The organism is Pseudomonas wadenswilerensis (assembly GCF_900497695.1).
Lineage (GTDB): Bacteria > Pseudomonadota > Gammaproteobacteria > Pseudomonadales > Pseudomonadaceae > Aquipseudomonas > Aquipseudomonas wadenswilerensis.
Genome location: NZ_UIDD01000010.1, coordinates 84,249 through 104,400, shown reverse-complemented (window position 1 = coordinate 104,400; position 20,152 = coordinate 84,249). Strand labels below are relative to the sequence as shown.

The 20,152-nt window shown below is 63.7% G+C and carries 21 protein-coding genes; 13 read left to right on the top strand and 8 right to left on the bottom strand.

What is annotated here, in order from left to right:
* Window positions 1–34 precede the first annotated feature (34 nt).
* The gene (locus CCOS864_RS19365; protein WP_115087933.1) at window positions 35–760 is read left to right on the top strand and encodes a dienelactone hydrolase family protein; all 726 of its coding nucleotides are present in this window, start codon (window positions 35–37) and stop codon (window positions 758–760) included.
* Between the two features lie 102 nt (window positions 761–862).
* Here CCOS864_RS19365 and CCOS864_RS19360 read toward each other — a convergent pair whose 3' ends face one another.
* Window positions 863–1,723, bottom strand: coding sequence for a pirin family protein (locus CCOS864_RS19360; RefSeq protein WP_115087932.1), 861 nt, complete (start codon window positions 1,721–1,723; stop codon window positions 863–865).
* Window positions 1,724–1,828: 105 nt separating this feature from the next.
* Between CCOS864_RS19360 and CCOS864_RS19355 the strand changes: the two genes are divergently transcribed.
* The 3 genes from CCOS864_RS19355 to CCOS864_RS19345 all read left to right on the top strand — a co-directional run bounded on the left by CCOS864_RS19355 (window position 1,829) and on the right by CCOS864_RS19345 (window position 5,132).
* Complete coding sequence (locus tag CCOS864_RS19355) at window positions 1,829–2,836, top strand: amidohydrolase family protein (protein ID WP_115087931.1); 1,008 nt, start codon at window positions 1,829–1,831, stop codon at window positions 2,834–2,836.
* A gap of 66 nt (window positions 2,837–2,902) precedes the next feature.
* Entirely contained in the window at window positions 2,903–3,367 is a 465-nt protein-coding gene (locus tag CCOS864_RS19350) for a DUF3859 domain-containing protein (RefSeq protein WP_115087930.1), read from the top strand.
* A 139-nt stretch (window positions 3,368–3,506) separates the two neighbouring features.
* A complete protein-coding gene (locus tag CCOS864_RS19345) occupies window positions 3,507–5,132 on the top strand; it encodes a methyl-accepting chemotaxis protein (RefSeq protein ID WP_115087929.1) in 1,626 nt (541 codons plus the stop codon).
* Window positions 5,133–5,253: 121 nt separating this feature from the next.
* Here the strand turns inward: CCOS864_RS19345 and fabB are convergent, their stop codons facing one another.
* The 5 genes from fabB to CCOS864_RS19320 all read right to left on the bottom strand — a co-directional run bounded on the left by fabB (window position 5,254) and on the right by CCOS864_RS19320 (window position 12,136).
* A complete protein-coding gene (gene fabB, locus CCOS864_RS19340; protein ID WP_115087928.1) occupies window positions 5,254–6,474 on the bottom strand; it encodes a beta-ketoacyl-ACP synthase I in 1,221 nt (406 codons plus the stop codon).
* An 11-nt stretch (window positions 6,475–6,485) separates the two neighbouring features.
* Window positions 6,486–7,001, bottom strand: a complete 516-nt coding sequence (fabA, locus tag CCOS864_RS19335) for a 3-hydroxyacyl-[acyl-carrier-protein] dehydratase FabA (RefSeq protein WP_115087927.1) — start codon at window positions 6,999–7,001, stop codon at window positions 6,486–6,488.
* 205 nt (window positions 7,002–7,206) lie between these two features.
* Entirely contained in the window at window positions 7,207–9,135 is a 1,929-nt protein-coding gene (locus CCOS864_RS19330) for an ATP-binding protein (RefSeq protein ID WP_115087926.1), read from the bottom strand.
* Entirely contained in the window at window positions 9,132–10,025 is an 894-nt protein-coding gene (locus tag CCOS864_RS19325; protein WP_115087925.1) for an ABC transporter substrate-binding protein, read from the bottom strand. The genes CCOS864_RS19330 and CCOS864_RS19325 overlap by 4 nt, the downstream gene beginning before the upstream one ends.
* Window positions 10,025–12,136, bottom strand: a complete 2,112-nt coding sequence (locus tag CCOS864_RS19320) for a TonB-dependent receptor plug domain-containing protein (RefSeq protein ID WP_115087924.1) — start codon at window positions 12,134–12,136, stop codon at window positions 10,025–10,027. The genes CCOS864_RS19325 and CCOS864_RS19320 overlap by 1 nt, the downstream gene beginning before the upstream one ends.
* 171 nt (window positions 12,137–12,307) lie before the next feature.
* On the opposite strand from CCOS864_RS19320, the gene CCOS864_RS19315 reads away from it, so the two are divergent.
* The 9 genes from CCOS864_RS19315 to CCOS864_RS19275 all read left to right on the top strand — a co-directional run bounded on the left by CCOS864_RS19315 (window position 12,308) and on the right by CCOS864_RS19275 (window position 18,782).
* Window positions 12,308–13,333 (top strand): NAD(P)H-dependent glycerol-3-phosphate dehydrogenase, encoded by a 1,026-nt coding sequence (locus tag CCOS864_RS19315; RefSeq protein WP_115087923.1) that lies wholly within the window; start codon window positions 12,308–12,310, stop codon window positions 13,331–13,333.
* Window positions 13,334–13,346: 13 nt separating this feature from the next.
* Window positions 13,347–13,694, top strand: a complete 348-nt coding sequence (locus CCOS864_RS19310) for a DUF4389 domain-containing protein (protein WP_010224647.1) — start codon at window positions 13,347–13,349, stop codon at window positions 13,692–13,694.
* A complete protein-coding gene (sixA, locus tag CCOS864_RS19305; RefSeq protein ID WP_115087922.1) occupies window positions 13,691–14,146 on the top strand; it encodes a phosphohistidine phosphatase SixA in 456 nt (151 codons plus the stop codon). The genes CCOS864_RS19310 and sixA overlap by 4 nt, the downstream gene beginning before the upstream one ends.
* Before the next feature lie 37 nt (window positions 14,147–14,183).
* Window positions 14,184–14,627, top strand: coding sequence for a hotdog fold thioesterase (locus tag CCOS864_RS19300; RefSeq protein WP_115087921.1), 444 nt, complete (start codon window positions 14,184–14,186; stop codon window positions 14,625–14,627).
* Between the two features lie 91 nt (window positions 14,628–14,718).
* Complete coding sequence (locus CCOS864_RS19295; protein WP_115087920.1) at window positions 14,719–15,066, top strand: hypothetical protein; 348 nt, start codon at window positions 14,719–14,721, stop codon at window positions 15,064–15,066.
* Window positions 15,067–15,158: 92 nt separating this feature from the next.
* Window positions 15,159–15,953 carry an alpha/beta hydrolase gene (locus CCOS864_RS19290; protein WP_115087919.1) on the top strand — a complete coding sequence of 265 codons (795 nt, stop codon included), beginning with the start codon at window positions 15,159–15,161 and terminating at the stop codon, window positions 15,951–15,953.
* On the top strand, window positions 15,950–16,804 hold the full coding sequence (locus tag CCOS864_RS19285) for an alpha/beta hydrolase (protein WP_115087918.1): 855 nt from the start codon (window positions 15,950–15,952) through the stop codon (window positions 16,802–16,804). The genes CCOS864_RS19290 and CCOS864_RS19285 overlap by 4 nt, the downstream gene beginning before the upstream one ends.
* A gap of 145 nt (window positions 16,805–16,949) precedes the next feature.
* Entirely contained in the window at window positions 16,950–17,717 is a 768-nt protein-coding gene (locus CCOS864_RS19280; RefSeq protein ID WP_115087917.1) for a DUF4892 domain-containing protein, read from the top strand.
* Window positions 17,718–17,729: 12 nt separating this feature from the next.
* Window positions 17,730–18,782 carry an AI-2E family transporter gene (locus CCOS864_RS19275; protein WP_115088498.1) on the top strand — a complete coding sequence of 351 codons (1,053 nt, stop codon included), beginning with the start codon at window positions 17,730–17,732 and terminating at the stop codon, window positions 18,780–18,782.
* A gap of 8 nt (window positions 18,783–18,790) precedes the next feature.
* Here CCOS864_RS19275 and CCOS864_RS19270 read toward each other — a convergent pair whose 3' ends face one another.
* On the bottom strand, window positions 18,791–19,285 hold the full coding sequence (locus tag CCOS864_RS19270) for an Lrp/AsnC family transcriptional regulator (RefSeq protein ID WP_010224632.1): 495 nt from the start codon (window positions 19,283–19,285) through the stop codon (window positions 18,791–18,793).
* A 12-nt stretch (window positions 19,286–19,297) separates the two neighbouring features.
* Window positions 19,298–20,149 carry an ABC transporter ATP-binding protein gene (locus tag CCOS864_RS19265; protein WP_233674513.1) on the bottom strand — a complete coding sequence of 284 codons (852 nt, stop codon included), beginning with the start codon at window positions 20,147–20,149 and terminating at the stop codon, window positions 19,298–19,300.
* Between the last annotated feature and the right edge of the window lie 3 nt (window positions 20,150–20,152).

Genomic DNA, 20,152 nt, shown 5'->3' with positions numbered 1-20,152 from the left:
CGGCGGGCTTTTTTCATGGTGCAAGGAGGAGTGCATGAGCAAGGTTACCGTCGAATCGCTGGTCTATCATGTTGCCGGCAAAGCCTATGAGAGCCGCTTGTTCTATACCCAGGGCGCCCGCGAGCAGCCTGGGCTTTTGATGGCGCCAAACTGGATGGGGGTGGGCGAGGGCGCCGAACGTATCGCCCGCGAGGTTGCCGCCCAGGGTTATGTGGTGTTGCTGGCCGACATCTACGGCCAGACCCTGCGTCCGTCGGACATGGATGAAGCCGGTGCGGCGATGACGCCGCTGAAGAATGACCGCGTCGAGCTGCGCAAGCGCTTGAAGGCAGCGCTGGACCAGTTGCTGGGCCAATCCAGGGCGGTACTGGAGCCTGGCAAGCTGGCCACCTTCGGCTTCTGCTTCGGCGGCTGCTGTGCGCTGGAGCTGGCGCGTGAAGATGCGCGCCTGCTGGCCGCTGTATCGTTCCACGGCACCCTGGATACGCCGCTGCCGGCCGAGGAGGGCAAGGTCCGGGCCTCGATGCTGGTGTTGCATGGCGCCGCCGACCCGTTCGTGCCCAAGGAGCAGCTACCGGCTTTCGAAGCCGAGATGGACGCGGCCAAGGTTGATTGGCAGCTGATCAGCTATGGCGGCGCGGTGCACTCGTTCACCGATACCGCAGCGAATATCCCCGGCAAGATGAAGTACGACGCACGCACGTCCAAGCGCGCGTTCCGCGCGATGTTCAATTTGCTCGATGAAGTGTTCCAGCGCTGAGTGGGGCGGGGCTGCTGTGCAGCCCATCGCCAGCAAGGCTGGCTCCCGCACTGGACCTGCATGCATCCACCCTGTGGGAGCCGGCCTTGCCGGCGATCAATCTCAAGGCAACTCGATCCGTTCACTTTCCCCTGGTACCGTCGGCCAGTCTCCGGCCGCCCAGCGTGCCCGCGCCTGTTCGATCAGCGCCGGATCACTGGCAACGAAATTCCAGTTCATTCGCCGCGGCCCGTCCAGTGGCGCCCCGCCAAACAGCACCAGCTGGCTCTGGCTGTCGGCATACAGGCTCATCTCCTCGCCGGGCGGCAAGATCACCAGGCTGCACGGCTCGACCGCCTCGTCGTTCAGGCTGACTTCGCCATCCAGCACATACAGTGCACGCTCGACATGCTCGATGGGCACCGTCAGGGTGGTCGCCGCCTGCATCTGCACCAGCGCATACAGGGTCGGTGACAGCACCGGCACCGGCGATTGCAGGCAAAAACCGCTGCCGGCAATCATGCGAATGCTGACCCCCAGGGTGTCACTGACCGGCAAGCTCGCCGCCGGATGATGGCTGTAGTGCCCAGGGCCTTGCTCATGCTCCTTGGGTGACGCCAGCCATACTTGCAAACCGTGCAATCGCGAGTTGCCGGGCAGTAGCTCGGCAGGCGTGCGCTCGACATGGGCAATGGCGCTGCCAGCGGTCATCCAGCTGACTTCACCGGCCTTGACCCGTTGATCCGAGCCCAGGCTGTCCTTGTGCTGGATCTCGCCCTCGAACAGGTAGGTGAGAGTCGACAGGCCGATATGCGGATGCTGGCGGATGTTCATGCCGCGCCCGGCCGGGTACTCGGTTTCGAGCATGTGGTCGAAGAACACGAACGGCCCGACACTGCGGCACTGGGCCGAGGGCAGGGGGCGCAGGATAGGTTGCCCTTCGACCGATTCGGCGCGAGGGCGGATGACCAGGGGAAGGCTCACGGTGTGCTCCAGGCCAAGGGGGAAAGTTCTTGTAGCATAACCTGCTGAACTGGCGCGTGGTCGGCTCGGTCTACCCTGTCTGAATCGGCCAACAAGGAAAGCGTGATGATTGCCAGGTGTCTGGGCTGGGTGCTGTTGCTGGGGGTATCGCTGCAGGCGGCGCAGGCGCGCGAGTATCACTACAGTGATGCGCACCTGCATTACGTCGACTTCTTCCAGGAGACCGCCGGCATGGATGCCTTGCTCAAGGCCATGGATGAGGCCCGAATCGACCAGTCGATGATCTCGGGTATCCCGGTGGCCAAGAAGTGGCACGAGGATGAGCCCAAGCGCCCGCGTTATTACGCTGGCGACGATGCCGATGCCTACTGGTACAGCGCCACCGATATCTATGTAGCGGCAGCACTGGAGAAACTCAGCCCCGAACAACGCCAGCGCTTTCATCCGTTTCTCACCGGCTTCAACCCGGTGGACAAGAATGCCGTGGCCCACATCGAGCGCATGCTCGAGCTGCACCCGGGCCTGTGGCAGGGCATTGGCGAGGTGTTCACCCGCCATGATGACCTCACTGCGCTCACCAGCGGCGACACGCCCAGGGCCAATAACGAGGCCATGACCCGCATCTATCACCTGGCTGCCGAGCAGGACCTGCCGGTGCTGATCCACTCCAACATCACCTCCAAGCGTGAGCGCAACCCGCTGTACCTGGCGGAAATCGAAGAGCCACTGCGCAATCACCCGCACACCCGCTTCATCTGGGCTCATGCCGGCACCAGCCTGGAGATTCATCGCCACCAGGCTCAGCTGGATTTTTTGCTGCCGACCCTGACGCGGATGCTCGAGGATTACCCGAACCTGTACATAGACCTCTCCTGGAGCGTGCTGCAGCCTTATCTGCTGGATGAGAAGGGCAACCCCAGGGTTGAGTGGCTAGCGCTGGTCAAGCGCTTCCCTGAGCGCTTCATGCTTGGTTCCGACGTGGTCGGGCGTTTCAACAGCCTGGGCGAGCAGTTGCATGGCTTCGATCCGTTCCTTGATGCCTTGCCTGCCGAGATTGCGCAAAAGGTCGCCCGCGACAACTTCCTTGCCGTACTGCCCAAGGCGCGCAAGTGACAGCCCTGTCATCAGCCTGTCATGCCCGTGTCATAGCCTGCCGCCATCAACCTGATGGAGTGCACTATGTTCCCACGTCGTTTCAGCGCCCTGTGCGGGCTCATGCTGGTTAGTGGCCTGGCCGCTGCCGAGGTTCGCGTTGATGGCCCGGTCGAGTACGGCCTGTTCGAAACCCGCCACCAGAATTTCCAGCCGGGTGAGCGGGTGCTGACCCAGAGCAACCAGACCATCCAGCCAACCGATGAGATCCCGGCGCGCCTGGGCAGCAAGTTCGGTATGCGTTACCGGCTGGAGGGCAAGGTCGCCGAAGACACGCCGCTGACCCTGCTGTACCTCACCCCCGGTGTACGCACCCCGGACGGCAAGCGTCACGACAAGTTCGAAGTGGTGCAGAAGCTGGTGCCGGGGGCGGCCCAGGACGTCATGGCCTACGAGTTCACCGAGAACCACGAAGTGGTGCCGGGACAATGGCATTTCATGGTCTTCCAGGGTGATCGTCTGCTTGCCGAGCAGCGCTTTACCGTGCGCTGATCAAGGGTGACCATGGTGTCGCGATCATAAGGCCTTTTGATATCACGTTTTCGTCTTACGCAAATTTTCCCCAGGCCGATACCGTCTAGAAGCAAGGACTGCTGCACTGTTTTGCAGCGCTTTTGGAGGGAGCCAGAAGATGAGCTTGAGAAGCATGAATATCGCGCCCAGGGCCGGCCTGGGTTTTGGTCTGGTGGCGGCGCTGGTGTTTGCCTTGGGCGCTTTTGCCCTGATGCAGATGACCAGCATGCGCCAGCAGTCCGCGCAGGTCGACAGCAATTGGTTGCCCAGCGTGATTTCGGTCGGGCAGATGACCCAGGATATGCTGCGCATCCGCGCCCTGACCCTGCGCCTGTTGGTCAATCGCGATGCTGCGGCGCTGGAACAGAACAAGTCGCGCATCGAAGAGATCAAGTCCGGCCTGGACAAAGCCCAGCAGAAGTACCAGGCGCTGATCGTGTTGCCCGAAGAACAAACCCTGTTCGATCGTTACCTGGGCCTGGAGCAGCGCTATCTCAAGCTGCAGAACCAGGTGGTGGCCTTGTCCACCGAGCATCGGCTTGAAGAGGCGGTAGCCATGGTCAACGGCGAGATGAACCAGTTGGCCGACCAGATGACCGCCAGTCTCAACGAGCTGATCGCGCTCAATAACCATCATGCCAACACCGCGACCGACCTTGCCGAGGTTGTCTACCAGGAGGCGCGGGTCTGGGTGATCGGCTTGCTGATCGCCGCCGTGGTGCTCACCGTGGTGCTGGCCCTGACCCTGACCCGCAGTATCGTCCGGCCGCTGGCGCAGTCACTGAAGGTTGCCGAGGTAGTGGCCACCGGTGATCTGACCCCGCAGATCTCGGTGCAGGGCAAGGACGAACCGGCGCGCTTGCTCACGGCGTTGAAGCAGATGCAGCAGAGCCTGCGCGATACCATCGGGCGCATCTCCGATTCGTCCAGCCAGTTGGCTTCAGCCTCCGAAGAGCTCAGCGCGGTGACCGAAGATGCCACCCGCGGGCTGCTGCAGCAGAGCCAGGAAATCGAACAGGCGGCGACTGCGGTCAATCAGATGACCACCGCGGTGGAGGAGGTGGCGAGCAATGCCGTGGCCACTTCCGAAGCATCGCGCGAATCGGATCGTATTGCCCGCCAGGGACGTGAGCAGGTGCGCCTGACCGTGACCTCGATCGAAGACCTGGCGGCCGGCGTCACCGCCAATGCCGAAGAGGTCGGGCAGCTGGCGCAACAGGTCCATGGCATTACCAAGGTGCTGGATGTGATCGGTGCGATTGCCGAGCAGACCAACCTGCTGGCGCTCAACGCCGCGATTGAAGCGGCCCGCGCCGGTGATGCCGGGCGCGGCTTTGCCGTGGTGGCGGACGAGGTGCGGGCACTGGCCCATCGCACTCAGCAGTCGACCCGTGAAATCGAGCAGATGATCGATGGCATCCAGCAAGGCACCAATCGTGCGGTCGAGGGTATGCAGCACACCAACGAGCGGGCGCGTGGCACCTTGGAAGGCGCCCATGCCGCAGGGGCGGCGCTGGAAGAGATTGCTGCGGCCATCAGCCTGATCAACGAGCGCAACCTGGTGATTGCCAGCGCCTCCGAGCAGCAGGCGCAGGTGGCGCGGGAGGTGGACCGCAACCTGACCAATATCCGCGACCTGGCCATGCAGACCTCGGCGGGGGCGAATCAGACCAACGCGGCGAGCCAGGCGTTGTCGCAGTTGGCGATTGAGCTGAATGGGTTGGTGGGGCGGTTTTCGGTGTAAAGCATCGCGGGTCAAGTCGAGTTGTCGCACCGCCGCTCCCACAAGGTCGGAGCAGGACCCGCGATGGCACAAACAAAAACGCCCCGACGAGTCGGGGCGTTCGAGCATAAGGGGCTGGCCCTTACTTGCCTTCCCAGCGCTTGAGCACCAGGGTGGCGTTGGTGCCGCCGAAACCGAAGCTGTTGCTCATCACGGTATCGATCTTGGCGTTTTCCCGGGTCTTGGTCAGCACCGGCAGGTCGGCCACTTCCGGGTCCAGCTCGTCGATGTTGGCGGAACCGGCAATGAAGTTGCCTTCCATCATCAGCATGCAGTAGATCGCTTCGTGAACGCCGGCGGCGCCCAGGGAGTGACCGGACAGGCTCTTGGTCGAGCTGATGGCCGGAGCCTTGTCGCCGAACACTTCGCGAACGCCCTTCATTTCGGCAACGTCGCCAACCGGCGTCGAGGTGCCGTGGGTGTTCAGGTAATCGATCGGGGTGTCGACGGTGGACATGGCCATCTGCATGCAGCGGATGGCGCCTTCGCCGCTTGGCGCGACCATGTCGTAGCCATCGGAAGTGGCGCCGTAGCCGACGATTTCCGCGTAGATCTTGGCACCACGGGCCAGAGCGTGTTCCAGCTCTTCAACCACGACCATGCCGCCACCGCCTGCGATGACGAAGCCGTCACGGTCAGCGTCGTAGGCACGGGAAGCTTTTTCCGGGGTGTCATTGCGCTTGCTGGACAGCGCGCCCATGGCGTCGAACAGGAACGACTGGCTCCAGTGCTCTTCTTCACCGCCACCGGCGAAGACGATGTCCTGCTTGCCCATCTGGATCTGTTCCATCGCAGTACCGATGCAGTGAGCACTGGTGGCGCAGGCCGAGGCGATGGAGTAGTTCAGGCCCTTGATCTTGAACGGGGTGGCCAGGCACGCCGAAACGGTGCTGCTCATGGTCCGGGTGACGCGGTACGGGCCAACGCGCTTGACGCCTTTCTCGCGCAGGATGTCCAGCGCTTCCATCTGGTTCAGGGTCGAAGCGCCGCCGCTGCCTGCGATCAGGCCGGTACGCGGGTTGGAGACTTGCTCTTCGGTCAGGCCCGAGTCCTTGATCGCGTCGGCCATTGCCAGATAGGCGTAGGCAGCGGCGTGACCAACGAAACGGAAGATTTTACGGTCGATCAGTTCTTCGAGGTTGAGGTCAATGGAGCCGGAAACCTGGCTACGCAGACCCATTTCGGCATATTCCGGGTTGAATCGGATGCCAGGGCGGCTTGCACGCAGGTTGGCGGAGACGGTCTCTTTGTCATTGCCCAGGCACGAAACAATGCCCAGACCAGTGATAACGACGCGGCGCATGCGGATAACCCTTAGAAGTTGTCAGTGGAGGTGAATACGCCGACACGGAGGCCTTCGGCGGTGTAGATCTCGCGACCGTCGACGCTGACCGAACCATCGGCGATGGCCATGTTCAGCTTGCCTTTGAGGACGCGCTTGATATGAATGTTATAGGTGACTTTCTGGGCGGTCGGCAGAACCTGGCCGAAGAATTTCACTTCACCCGAACCCAGTGCCCGGCCACGGCCCGGCAGGCCTTGCCAGCCAAGGAAGAAGCCGACCAATTGCCACATGGCGTCCAGGCCCAGGCAGCCCGGCATCACCGGATCACCTTCGAAGTGGCAGGCGAAGAACCACAGGTCCGGGGTGATATCCAGCTCGGCGACCAATTCACCTTTGCCGTACTTGCCACCCTCCTGGCTGATATGGGTGATGCGATCAACCATCAGCATGTTCGGGGCGGGCAGTTGCGCGTTACCTGGGCCGAACAGCTCACCGCGACTGCAGCGCAGCAGGTCTTCCCGAGTAAAGGCGTTTTGTTTGGTCATGCGAGCTCCTCAATAGTCCCCGTGCGGCAGGGGGCAAATCTTCCCGGCCGTCCCAAAACGCGTACGTTTGAGCCGGCAGCCTAAACATAGACTATTGCGTTGTAGTGAAAGTCACAGCGCACGGGGCAAAGAAGTACACTTGTGCACTGAAATTTTATTTTCAAGCCCTTCGCAGCGCTTGTCCAGTCTCTAAGACTGCCGCAATTTAGCATTTATCGCCAGTCGCAGCTGCCTGACCGGGCAACCAGCGTTGCAGAATTTGTTGCAGATCAGTGCGTTTGAACGGCTTGGCCAGGTAGTCGTTCATGCCCGCGTTCAGGCAACGCTCGCGATCGCCCTGCAAGGCATTGGCGGTCAGGGCGATGATCGGCATGGCGGCCGCCTGCGGCAGCAGGCGAATGCGCCGGGTGGCCTCGTAGCCGTCGATAATCGGCAGGCGGCAATCCATCAGCGCTGCGGCAAAGCGCTGGCGCCCGGCCTGGGCCACGGCCTGGGCGCCATCGACAGCGATGCACACCTCAAAACCCAGGCTGCGCAGCATGGCTTCGATCACCGTCTGGTTCACCGGATTGTCCTCGACCAGCAGGATGCGCCGGCCCTGGCCGTCGTCTTCGGGGCGGGTCAGGCCGCTGGGCAGGCGCGGCGTTTGCGCCGTCGACAAGGCCAGAGGCATCTCCAGGGTGAAGGTCGAGCCGAGGCCTTCACGGCTTTCGCCGCGCAGGGTGCCGCCCATCCGTTCGGTCAGCGTGCGGGCGATCGACAGGCCCAGGCCGGTACCGCCATAACGGCGGGAGATCGAGCTGTCGGCTTGCTGGAAGGCGATGAACATCATTTCCAGGCGCGTGCTGTCGATGCCGATACCGGTGTCGCGTACCGCGCAGGTGAACCAGATCAGCTGGCGGTCGAGCACCTGCCAGCGCGGTTCGATCTGTACGCTGCCGTGCTCGGTGAACTTCAGCGCGTTGCCGATCAGGTTGAGCAACACCTGGCGGATGCGCGTCGGATCGCCTACCACCTGCAGTTGCTCCATGCCCGGTGGCAGACGCAGTTGCAGGTCCAGCTGGCGCTGCTGGGCCAGGTGCTGGAACGACTGCACGCTGCTGCCGATCAGCTCGCCGAGGTTGAAATCGATGTGCTCCAGCTCCAGGGTGGTGCGCTCGATGCGCGAGAAGTCGAGGATATCGTTGATGACTTTGAGCAGGTGCCCGGTCGACTCACTGGCCACGGCCGTGTACTCGGCCTGTTCTTCGCTGAGGGTGGTGGTTTCCAGCAATTGCAGCATGCCCAGAACACCGTTCATCGGCGTGCGCAGTTCATGGCTCATCATCGCCAGGAAATCAGACTTGGCCTTGTTCGCCTGCTCGGCCTCTTCACGGGCCTGGATCAATTGCGACATGGCCTGCTGCTGTTCGTGACTGGCCTTGCCCAGCGCACTGGCGAGGTTGTTGATGTGCCGGGCCAGGTGGCCCAGTTCACTGTCATCGACCACCGGCAGCGGCGCATTGAACTCACCTTGCTGGATGGCCTTGACCGCATGGCCCATGTCGCTGATCGGCTTGGCCAGGCTCAGGGCCAGGCGCCGGGCCAGGATGAAGGTAAAGAGCAGGGCGAACAGGGCAAGAATCCCGGCCTTGACCACGATTTCCTGTTGCCGTTCGTTGAAGGCGTCATCCGACATGCCGACGATCACCCGGCCCAGGTAGTCATCGCCGATGCTCTTGGTCGGTGCGTTGCTGTGCAGGAAGTCGTTGTCCAGGCGGATCTGTTGCAGGCGGATCGGTGCCTGGAACACTTCCACCTGCTGCGCGCGGTTGTGGCTTTCGTCAGGCTGCTCGACGTACACGAGGATGTGGTTGCTGCTGTCCTGCACCTCGAGAAAGCGCACGTGGGGGATGCTCAAGGTGGCGCGCATGAGGCTTTCGAGCACTTCGTTGTTGCCGGCGATCACGCCGTACTCGGAAGCTGGGGCCAACTGATTAGCGATCAACTGGCCGGTGTGGTTGAGCTCCTGGCGCAAGTCCTGAATGCGCACGAAGGTAAAGAAGCTGATCAGCAGCAGGGTCAGCAACAGGGCCGGACCGAGGCTGATGATCTGCGTGCGGGTGTGAATGTCCCAGCTCAGGCGCCGACTCATGGTGTGCTTTCTCCTTCGGCCAGGGCCAGGGCGGCGGCGGACGGGTCAATCGCTTCGATGCCCAGGGCGCGGGCAACCTGCTGGTTGCCGAGCACGCTGAAGTGATCCGGGTAGAGCGTGCGGGGCCAGCGGTTGGGCGCCTGGTCGAGCAGCCGTTCGAGCACCGCCAGCCAGTCGTCCTGGTCGCTCAGGGTGCTGGCCAGGGCGCCGGCCTTGACGAACCCGGCATTGGGCCCGATCAGCGCCATCTGCCGGCCATAGCTGCTGAGCAAAACGTTCTTGGCCGTCTTCGAGTTGTACAACTGTGGATCGTCGATGCCCAGCAGTACATCGCTGTTTTGCAGAAGACTTTGCAAAGGCCGGCTGTCGCGCAGGTCTGGCCAGGCTTCGGCGACGATTTCCAGGCCCAGCGGACGCGCCGCCTTGCGCAATTCATCGAGGAGGAACTGACTGTGTTCGGCATACAGCACGCCGACCCGCTTGGCCTGCGGCAACAGGTAGCGGGCCAGGCGCAACTGCCGGGCCAGGGGTGGGTCGCTCCACAGCAGGCTGAGGTAAGCCGGGCGCAGGCTGCCCAGCCGTTGCTGGGCCTGGACCCGGCTGACGCGCAAGGCCAGCGCCGGTGGCCCGGCGGTTTCGCTCAGGCGCCATTCGAGGCTGGCACTGTCGAGCAGGATCAGCCGGGTGGCGGCTTTGATCTGGCTGGGGCGGGGTAGCTTGGCGACTGGCACGAAACGCACCTGATCAGCCGGACGGCGCTCGCGCAACGCTTCAACGAAGCTGCGCACACCGGCGTTGTCCTGGCTGCCGGTCAGCAGGATCTCGTTAGCCGACAGGCCGCACAGGGGCCACAGGCAGGCCAGCAGCAGCCAGCGCCGCAGGCGGCGCATCAGAATTCCAGCTCCGCACTGAAAGACAGCACATGACGGCTGTCGTAGCGATTGTCGGCGATGGTCGTGGGCTCATCGTCCAGACGCTGCTGGAGCATGCCGGCCAGCTCCAGGCTGGTGCGGTTCCAGCGCAGGCGCTTGGCCACGCGCAGGTCGAGGCGTTCGAAGCGGTACTGGTTGAGGGCGTCGTCGCCGTAATAGAAGAGGGCGCTGGACCAGCCCGCGCCCCAGTCGCGCAGCCAGCCGGCCGAGCCGCTGTTGTGGGCGCTCAGGCGTCGGTCGGCGGGGTTGCTGGCCCAGGCGTCGACGTAGGCGTAGGTCAGGCGCAGGCGGTCGGCGGGGCTCAGGCGCCAGTCCAACTGCGCTTCGCTGCCGCTGAAACGGGCCTCGTTGCTGTTGCTGGCGATGTACTGGTTGTTGCGCAGCGGCTCGCTGATCATGCCGGTGATTTCGTCGTAGAACAGCTTGAGGTCGACGCTCAGGTCGGCATCGGCGAAGTAACCGTTGTAGCCCAGTTCCCGCGAGCGCATGCGCTCCTGTTCAAGATCGCCGGGGCCGCGGGTCTTGACGAAATATTCGGCGTTGCGCCGGCCGAAAGCGCCAGGCACCAGGTTATTGACCCGGTAGCTCCAGTTGACGTTGTTCTCGAACATGTCCGGCGAGCGCACCGCTTCGGAGTATACCGCGCGCAATCCATGGCGCGGGGTAATCAGGTAGTTGACCGCCACCCGCGGGGTCAAGGAGCTACCGGACAGGCGGGCATCTTCGTACATGGCCCCGCCCTGAAGGATCCAGTGCTCGTCGGCGCGCCATTCCAGGTGACCGAACAGGCGCCAGGTGCTGTCGTCCAGGCTGCCATTGAAATAGGTCTGCGAGTCGGCGCGGTCGTAGCGATAGTTGGCGCCGCTGACCAGGCGCAGGCTGTCGGACAGGCTCAGGGTGTCCTGCACTTCAAGGTCGTAGCGGGTTTCCCGGGTGCTCTGGTCGATATCACCGCAGACCTGCTGCGAACCGCCATTGCTCCACTGTTGCTGTACCTGCTCGGCCAGGGCGCGTTCCTCGCTGCTGCCGGCGGGCAAGGGCGAAGTAATGTTGCGCGCCACCTGCTCGGCGTAATTCGGGTTCAGGCGCCAGAGCTGGGTCAGTTGCGGGCTGAACGACAGCGCCGCATCACAGGCGCGCCATACCTGCTCACGATCCCAGTGCTGGGCCGAGCCCTGTACATAGAGGCTGTGGTCGGGGTTGAAGTCGATGTTCCAGCGCAGCGAACCGGCGTAGTCCTTGGCGTTGAGGTCGGCGTTGTTGCCTGCGGCAGTAATGTAGGGGAACACCGGTTTATAGGTGTAGGGCCGCTGATCGCTGCCTTCCTTGGCCGAGAATTGCCATTCCAGGCTCTGATTGCTGGCCAGGGTGTGGCTGGCACTCAGGGCCAGGCGGTTGAGGCGGCGACTGTCGCGGTAGTCCTGGCCCCAGCGGTTTTCGTCGAAACCATCGTCCTGCATGCCCGACAACGACAGGCGCAGGTCGCCACCGTCCCAGCCCAGGCCCTGGCTTGCGTACCAGTCATTGATACCGCGTTGGCCGCGGGTAACCTTCAGGCGCGTGCCATGGCTGTCGGCCGGGCTGCGGGTGAGGATATTGACCACTGCCATCAGCGCATTGGCGCCATAGCTGACGGTGTTGGGGCCGCGGAACACCTCGATGCGCTCGATATCTTCCATGGCCAGCGGAATGTCGCTCCAGTCCACGGTAGCCAGGCCGGCGCGGTACACCGAGCGACCGTCGATCAGCACCTGCATGCGTCGGGCATCGTTGACGTTGCTGCCATGGTAGTTGACCGTCGGCTGGTTGCCGGCGCCGTAGCCGATCATCATCCCCGGCACCAGGCGCAGCAGTTCGGGTATGTCGCGGGCGCCGCTGGCACGAATCAGCTCGCTGTCGAGCACGGTCATGCTGCCCGGCACCGCCGCTGGCGATTGCTTGAGGCGGGTGGCGGTGAGCACCTGCGGCAGGGCCTGGCTGTCGACGAACAGGTCGTCAGCCATGCCGGGGCTGCTGAGCAGGGCTGTCAGCAATAATAAAGGGCGATTGGAGGTCGGGCCAAAAGACACAGTGCGGCCTTGGTAACTGGTTCAAGTCGGGCATGTTAACCGAGTGGCGGGCATTTTCCAGTCATGGCGCGACTGTTCCCAAGGCCTATTCGGTCATCTGCCACTGGCTCTGGCACTGGCGCTCCGTATAATGCGCAGGTCGCCACTTTAATTGGTTTTAACGGATTGGATATGACTGAACAGCAGCCTGTTGCAGTTCTGGGAGGCGGGAGTTTCGGCACCGCCGTGGCGAATCTGCTGGCGGAAAACGGCGTTCGGGTGCGGCAATGGATGCGCGACCCCGAGCAGGCCGAAGCCATGCGTACCAACCGCGAGAACCCGCGCTACCTCAAGGGCATCAAGTTGCATGCCGGGGTCGAGCCGGTCAACGATTTGCTGGCGACCCTCGAGGCCTGCGAGCTGATCTTCGTCGCCTTGCCCTCCAGCGCCCTGCGCAGCGTGCTGGCGCCGCACGCTCAGCTACTGGGCGGCAAGATGCTGGTCAGTCTGACCAAGGGCATCGAGGCGCAAAGCTTCAAGCTGATGAGCCAGATCCTCGAAGAAATCGCCCCTCAGGCGCGCATCGGCGTGCTGTCGGGGCCCAACCTGGCCCGCGAAGTGGCCGAACACGCGTTGACGGCCACCGTGGTCGCCAGTGAAGACGAAGCCCTCTGCCAGCAGGTTCAGGCCGTACTGCACGGGCGCACCTTTCGTGTTTATGCCAGCGGCGACCGTTTCGGTGTCGAGCTGGGCGGGGCGTTGAAGAACGTCTACGCGATCATCGCCGGCATGGCCGTGGCCTTGGGGATGGGCGAGAACACCAAGAGCATGCTGATCACCCGCGCCCTGGCCGAGATGACCCGCTTTGCCGTCAGCCAGGGTGCCAACCCGATGACCTTCCTGGGCCTGGCCGGGGTCGGTGACCTGATCGTCACCTGCTCCTCGCCCAAGAGCCGCAACTACCAGGTCGGTCACGCCCTGGGCCAGGGCCTGAGCCTGGACGAGGCGGTCAGCCGCCTGGGTGAAGTGGCAGAAGGGGTGAACACCCTCAAGGTGCTCAAGGTCAAAGCCCAGGAGGTCCAGGTGTACATGCCCCTGGTGGCCGGGCTGCACGCGATCCTGTTCGAAGGCCGGACCCTGACCCAGGTGATCGAGCTGCTGATGCGCGGCGAGCCGAAAACCGATGTCGACTTTATCTCCACCAGTGGTTTCAACTAAGCAGGAGCAGGACATGAACGAATCTTCGAACCAGACCCAGCGCGAATCGATCATCTTGCGCGTACTGTGGATGCTGGTATTCCTGGTGGTCTGGCAACTGGCCGAACTGCTGCTCGGTGGCCTGGTGCTGGTGCAACTGATCTACCGGCTGATTTACGGTGCACCGAGCGCCAGCCTGATGAATTTCGGCGACAGCCTCAGCCAGTTCCTGGCCCAGATCGGCCGCTTCGGCAGCTTCCACAGCGACCAGAAGCCCTGGCCGTTCGCCGACTGGCCAACCCCGCGCGCGCCGGAAGGCGAAGCCGCGCACAGCGTACCGCCTGCGCCGCATCCGGTACGCGACGAAGAGCCGAAGCTGTGAAGCTCTGGGTTCTGCGTCACGGCGAGGCCGAGCAGCGGGCCAACACCGATGCCGAGCGCCGGCTCACCGCCCATGGCCGCGAGCAGGTGCTGCGCAGCGCGGCGGTGTTGCTTGGCCAACCACCGCAGGTGATCCTCGCCAGCCCCTATGTACGTGCCCAGCAGACCGCTGCCCTGGTCCATGAAGCGCTCGGGTTTGCCAAACCGGTGCAGACCGTGTCCTGGCTGACCCCCGACAGTGACCCGCAAGCGGTCATCGCCGAGCTGGACAAACTGGGCGTGGAGGAGGTGCTGCTGGTCAGTCACCAACCGCTGGTGGGCAACCTGGTCGGCTTGCTGGAACATGGTAACTACCGGCACCCGGCGGCAATGAGCACCGCCAGCCTGGCGCAGCTCGAAGGCGAATGGCCGCTGGCCGGGCTGATGACCCTGAGTAACCTGCATCACCCATGAATCACCCGCTACAACAATGACAAGAAGGATTGATCCCATGAGCCTGTGGCACACCCAGCCTGATATCGATCACCTCAACGCGTTGCTGAAAAACACCATCGGCGAAGTGCTGGACATCCGCTTTGAGGCCTTCAGCGAGGACTCACTCAGCGCCAGCATTGTCGTCGATCACCGCACCCACCAGCCTTACGGCCTGCTGCACGGCGGCGCCTCGGTGGTGCTGGCCGAAACCGTCGGCTCGATGGCCAGCTACCTGTGCATCGACCCGCAGAAGTTCTACTGCGTGGGCCTGGAAATCAACGCCAACCACCTGCGCGGGATCCGCAGCGGGCGGGTGACGGCGACGGCCAAGCCGGTGCACATCGGCCGCAGCACCCACGTCTGGGATATTCGCTTGAGCAGCGACGAGGGCAAGGCCAGCTGCATTTCGCGTCTGACTATTGCCGTGATTCCCCTGGGTCAGGACGCACCGAGCCGCTGATCGACCTGACATTTTTACCAGTTGTCGTGCTCCGTGCAGCTTGTTAGCGTGCGTTGAAGTTGCGGGGCAGGGTGTCCCAGGGAATTCGACTATGAGCAGTAGACATCTGGATCTGGTGTACTCGGCCGATGTGCAGCCGACGCTCGACAAGGTGCGCAAGCACCAGGCGCTGGATTTTGCCGAGTACCGCATGCTGCAGGACAGCGCCGACGCCAAGCTCGACTACCTGCTGCGCAAGTTCGAAGGCCAGTACGAGCTGGAGCAGCTGCGCCAGGCCAGCATCCGTATGTCACACCTGCTGCAGACCAGTTGCCTGGCCTTGCGTCGGCTCGAGCTCGATGCCGAAGACAAACGCCGTGCCCGCGAAGCCCTGGAGCAGCAACTGGCCTATATGCAGGCCTGCCTGCGCCGCTCCATGGCCAGTTTCGGCGAGTATTGACCTGATTGCCGTCGCCGATGGCCTTTCCGGACATTGCCGCAGCGGGTGCGGTTGCCGACAATGAGCCATCACTTCCCTCTGGATTGGCGGCCATGTCGCAGCAGATCTTCTTCGCCCATGCCAATGGCTTCCCCTCGGCCACTTACGGCAAGCTCTTTGCTGCGCTGGCCCCCGACTATCAGGTGACCCACCTGGCCCAGCACGCCCACGATCCGCGTTTTCCGGTCAATGACAACTGGCAGAACCTGGTCGACGAACTGATCCATCACCTGGAGCAACAACCCGGCCCGGTCTGGGGCGTCGGTCATTCCTTGGGTGGCGTGTTGCACCTGCATGCGGCCATGCGCTGCCCGCAGTACTACCGTGGTGTGGTGATGCTCGATTCGCCGGTATTGACCCGGGTCGATCAGTGGCTGATCCAGGCAGCCAAGCGCATGGGTTTCATCGATCGCATCACCCCGGCCGGGCGCACGATGGGCCGCCGCGAAGCCTTTGCCGATCGTGACAGCGCGCGGGCCTACTTTGCTGGCAAGACGTTGTTCCGGCATTTCGACCCGGAATGCCTGGACGCCTACCTGGAGCATGGACTGCAGCCTGACGAAGACGGCTTGCGCCTGCGCTTTGATCCGGCCACGGAGATCAGCATCTACCGCAGCCTGCCGCACACCAGCCCAAGCCCGGCCAAACAGTTGCAGTTGCCCCTGGCCATGGTCCGTGGCAGTCATAGCCGAGTGGTCAAGCGTCATCACGCCCTGGCCGTGCGTGGCATGCCGAAAGGCGAATACCACAGTCTGCCCGGCGGCCATATGTTTCCGCTGGAGCACCCCACCGATACCGCGAGCCTGATCAAGGACCTGTTCGACCGCTGGCAGGACACCCCGGCATGAGTAGCGAAATGGAAGAAGTTCGCCTGAACCTGGGTCATATCGAGCTGGCCGCACACTTGTTCGGGCCCGCCGATGGCCTGCCGGTAATCGCCTTGCACGGCTGGCTCGACAACGCCAACAGCTTTTCCCGCCTGGCGCCCCGGCTCAAGGGCCTGCGCATCCTGGCCCTGGACCTGGCGGGCCATGGCCATTCCGACCATCGCCCGGCTGGCGCCGGCTATGCCCTGGCCGATTACGCCCACGATGTGCTGCGCGTCGCCGAGCAGATGGGGTGGGCGCATTTTGCCCTGCTCGGGCATTCGCTTGGGGCGATCATTTCGGTGCTGCTGGCCGGTTCGCTGCCCGAACGGGTCACTCGCCTGGCCTTGATCGACGGGGTGATCCCGCCCACCAGCGGCCCTCAGGATGCCGCCGAACGCATGGGCATGGCCCTGCAGGCGCAACTGCGCCTGGACAGCAAACGCAAGGCGGTGCACCCGACCCTCGACCAGGCAATCGAGGCGCGCATGAAGGGCCTGGTGGCGGTCAGCCGCGAAGCCGCCGAGCTGCTCGCCCAGCGTGGGCTGATGCCGGTACCCGGTGGTTTCAGCTGGCGCAGTGACAGCCGCCTGACCCTGCCATCGCCCACCCGGCTCAACGAAGCCCAGGCCATGAGCTTTGTGCAGCGCATCGCCTGCCCGGCGAAACTGGTGGTGGCAGCCGAGGGCATGCTGGCGCGCCACGGCACGTTGCTTGAGCAGCTACCCTTTGAGCGAGAACAACTGCCGGGCGGCCATCACCTGCACCTGAATGACGAGGCCGGCGCAACCCTTGTTGCAGACTGTTTCAATCGCTTCTTTGGCATTCCTTGACTTGTGGCGGGCAACTGTCGAGGCTTGGCGGGTTGAACAGGGAGACAACCATGAACGAGCAAGACAACGCCACATCCGTTGACCACCTTGACGCCCCGCGCTCGGTGGCGTGCCTATGAGGCTCAAACCTTTTATCCAGGCGGTGATGGCCGGGCTCGGCGTTCTCGCCAGCGCGCCGTTGCTGGCCGAGGGGTTGCCGGTGCCGCTGGACGCCAAAGTGGTCGATCAGCGCCCTCCAGTGTTGCAGGAGCGCATCTACCCGCTGGGCGGCCTGCGCAAGATCAGCAACCAGCTGCGGGTCGACGGCAAGATCGAGAGCCGTGGCCAGGTCAGCTCGACCACCTACGAGCTGCCTCGCGAGCGCAGCGCCAACGAAGCCTTCACCGCAGCCCGCGAAGCCTTGCAGAAGGATGGCGGTTATCCGTTGTTCTGGTGCCAGGCCCGCGATTGTGGCGAGAACAGCCTGTGGGCCAACGAGGTGTTCAAGAACCGCACGCTGTCGGGCGCCGACGAGCAACAGGCGTTCATCCTGCTGCGCCGCTCCGCCGAGCAGAGCAATACCCTGATCGCCCTGTACAGCGTCACCCGTGGCAACAAGCGCGCCTACCTGCATGTCGAAGAGTTTGTCGCCGAGGCGCCCCTGGGCGAGTTGCTGCCAACTGCAGCGACCTTGATGCGCGAACTGCTCGACACCGGCAAGCTCGACTACCCTGACTTGAACGGCGAGCCAGCGCAGGCTTGGGTCAACCTGATCGGGCGCAGCCTGAACAACAACACCACCTTGCGCGTGAGCCTGAGCGGGGCCAAGGCCGAAGCCTGGCGCGAGCAGTTGGTAAAGGCCGGAGTACTTTCGGCGCGACTGGAAGTGGGTAGCGCAGAGACCGATGGTTTCCACGTCGAACTGATTCGTTGATCGAGAAGCATGATGCCAAATAATGACCGCCTGCTGGTGCAGATCATCCTGCTGGCGCTGCTTGGCGCCGGCCTGTGGGTGATGGCGCCGTTTATTTCGGCGCTACTTTGGGGCGCCATCCTGGCCTATGCCAGCTGGCCGCTGATGCGCCTGTTGACCCGCCTGCTCGGCGGTCGCGAAACCCTGGCCGCAGGCTTGCTGACCACCTTGTGGATCTTGCTGGTGGCACTGCCGCTGGTGTGGCTGGGCTTCAACCTGGCCGACCATATTCGTGATGCCACCGCCTTCGTACGCGACGTGCAGGTCGACGGCCTGCCCGATGCACCGAGCTGGCTAGGCGGCGTGCCGTTGGTGGGCGAACGTCTGGTGGGCATGTGGGACACCATCGACCAGCAGGGCGCGGCCTTGCTGACCACCATCAAGCCGTACCTGGGCCAGGTCGGCAATTGGCTGCTGGCGCGCAGCGCGCAGATCGGCAGCGGCATTCTCGAGCTGACCCTGAGCCTGGTCTTCGTGTTCTTCTTCTACCGTGACGGGCCACGGCTGGCGGCTTTCGTGCTGCGCCTGCTGGACCGGCTGATCGGCGAGCGTGCCGAGTACTACCTGGACCTGGTGGCCGGTACCGTGCAACGGGTGGTCAACGGCGTGATCGGCACGGCAGCGGCGCAAGCCGTACTGGCGCTGATCGGCTTTTTGATTGCCGGTGTACCGGGGGCGCTGGTGCTGGGGATCGTCACCTTCATGCTCAGCCTGATCCCCATGGGCCCGCCACTGGCCTGGGTTCCGGCCACCGCGTGGCTGGCCTGGCAGGGCGAATACGGCATGGCGGTGTTCCTCGGCCTCTGGGGTACCTTCATCATCAGCGGCGTCGACAACGTGCTCAAACCCTACCTGATCAGCCGTGGCGGCAACCTGCCGCTGGTGATTGTCCTGCTCGGGGTATTTGGCGGCCTGCTGGCCTTCGGCTTTATCGGCCTGTTCATCGGCCCGACCTTGCTGGCGGTGGCCTACAGCCTGTTGCTGGACTGGTCGCGCAGCGGGCCGGTGGCGCCGCCGCGTACCTGATTGCGGGGTTAGAGCTGGGGGGCGGTGTTCTTCACCACCGCCAGCTCCGGGTGGGCGACCAGCTTGTCGATGTGCAGCTCGTCGTTGTTCATCCAGGTTTCGGTCAGCACCCGATAGTGCTCCATGTCACGGCAACGCATGCGCAGGCTATAGTCGAAGTGACCACTGATCAGCTGGCAGTCGAACACCTGCGGGCAGGCGCGCACGCAGGCTTCAAACGCCTTTTGCGCCGCGCGCCCGCTCTGGTTGGAGAGGGCCACCAGCACCAGCAGCGACAAACCGGGCGAAACCATCTGCACATCGATGATCGCGCCATAGCCGCGAATCACCCCGCGCCGTTCCAGCTTGCGCACCCGCTCCAGGCACGGGCGTGGGGTGAGGTGCACCAGCGATGAGAGCTTTTCATAGGTGATGCGCCCGTTATGGCGCAGCACGTCGATGATCGCTTCGTCGATCCGGTCCAGGGGCGGCGTGGTCTGTGGGCTGTTGACCTTGGTATCCATGCAGGTTCGGCTTCACTTCAAACGGTTGGAAAGAAATTGCTGCAGGCGCTCGCTCTGCGGCTGGTCAAGTATCTCGGCGCTTCCCTGTTCCTCGACCCGGCCCTGATGCAGAAACAGCACCTGGCTCGACACCTGACGGGCAAAGCCCATCTCGTGGGTGACCATGAGCATGGTACGGCCTTCCTCGGCCAGCGTCTGTATGACTTTCAGCACTTCACCGACCAGCTCCGGGTCCAGGGCCGAGGTCGGTTCATCGAAGAGAATGATTTCCGGCTCCATGGCCAGGGCCCGGGCTATCGCCACCCGCTGTTGCTGGCCACCGGAGAGGAACGCCGGGTACTGGTCGGCAGCCCGCGGCGGCAGGCCGACCTTGTCCAGGTACTTGCGCGCCCGGGCTTCGGCTTCCTGGCTGCTGACCCCGAGCACCCGCCGCGGCGCCATGCAGATGTTCTCCAGCACGGTCATGTGGCTCCACAGGTTGAAGTGCTGGAACACCATGGCCAGGCGCGTGCGCAGGTTCTGCAGTTGCGCCGGATGCGGTGCGCGCGTGCCGGCGCGGCCCTGGCGCATTTCGATCGTCTGTTCATCGAGGGTGATGACCCCGGCATCGGGTTGCTCGAGGAAGTTGATGCAGCGCAGCATGGTGCTCTTGCCCGAGCCGCTGGCGCCGATCAGGCTGATCACGTCGCCTTTGCGCGCCTGCAGCGAGACGCCCTTGAGCACTTCATGTTCACCATAGCGTTTGTGCAGGTCGGCAACGCTCAGCTTGACCGTGGCATCGGCGGCAACGCTGGCGATGCGCGGGCTTGGGCGGCTGCGGGGAGTGGGCTCGGCGGTCGCCAGGGCGTGTGCGGTAGTGGTCATGAA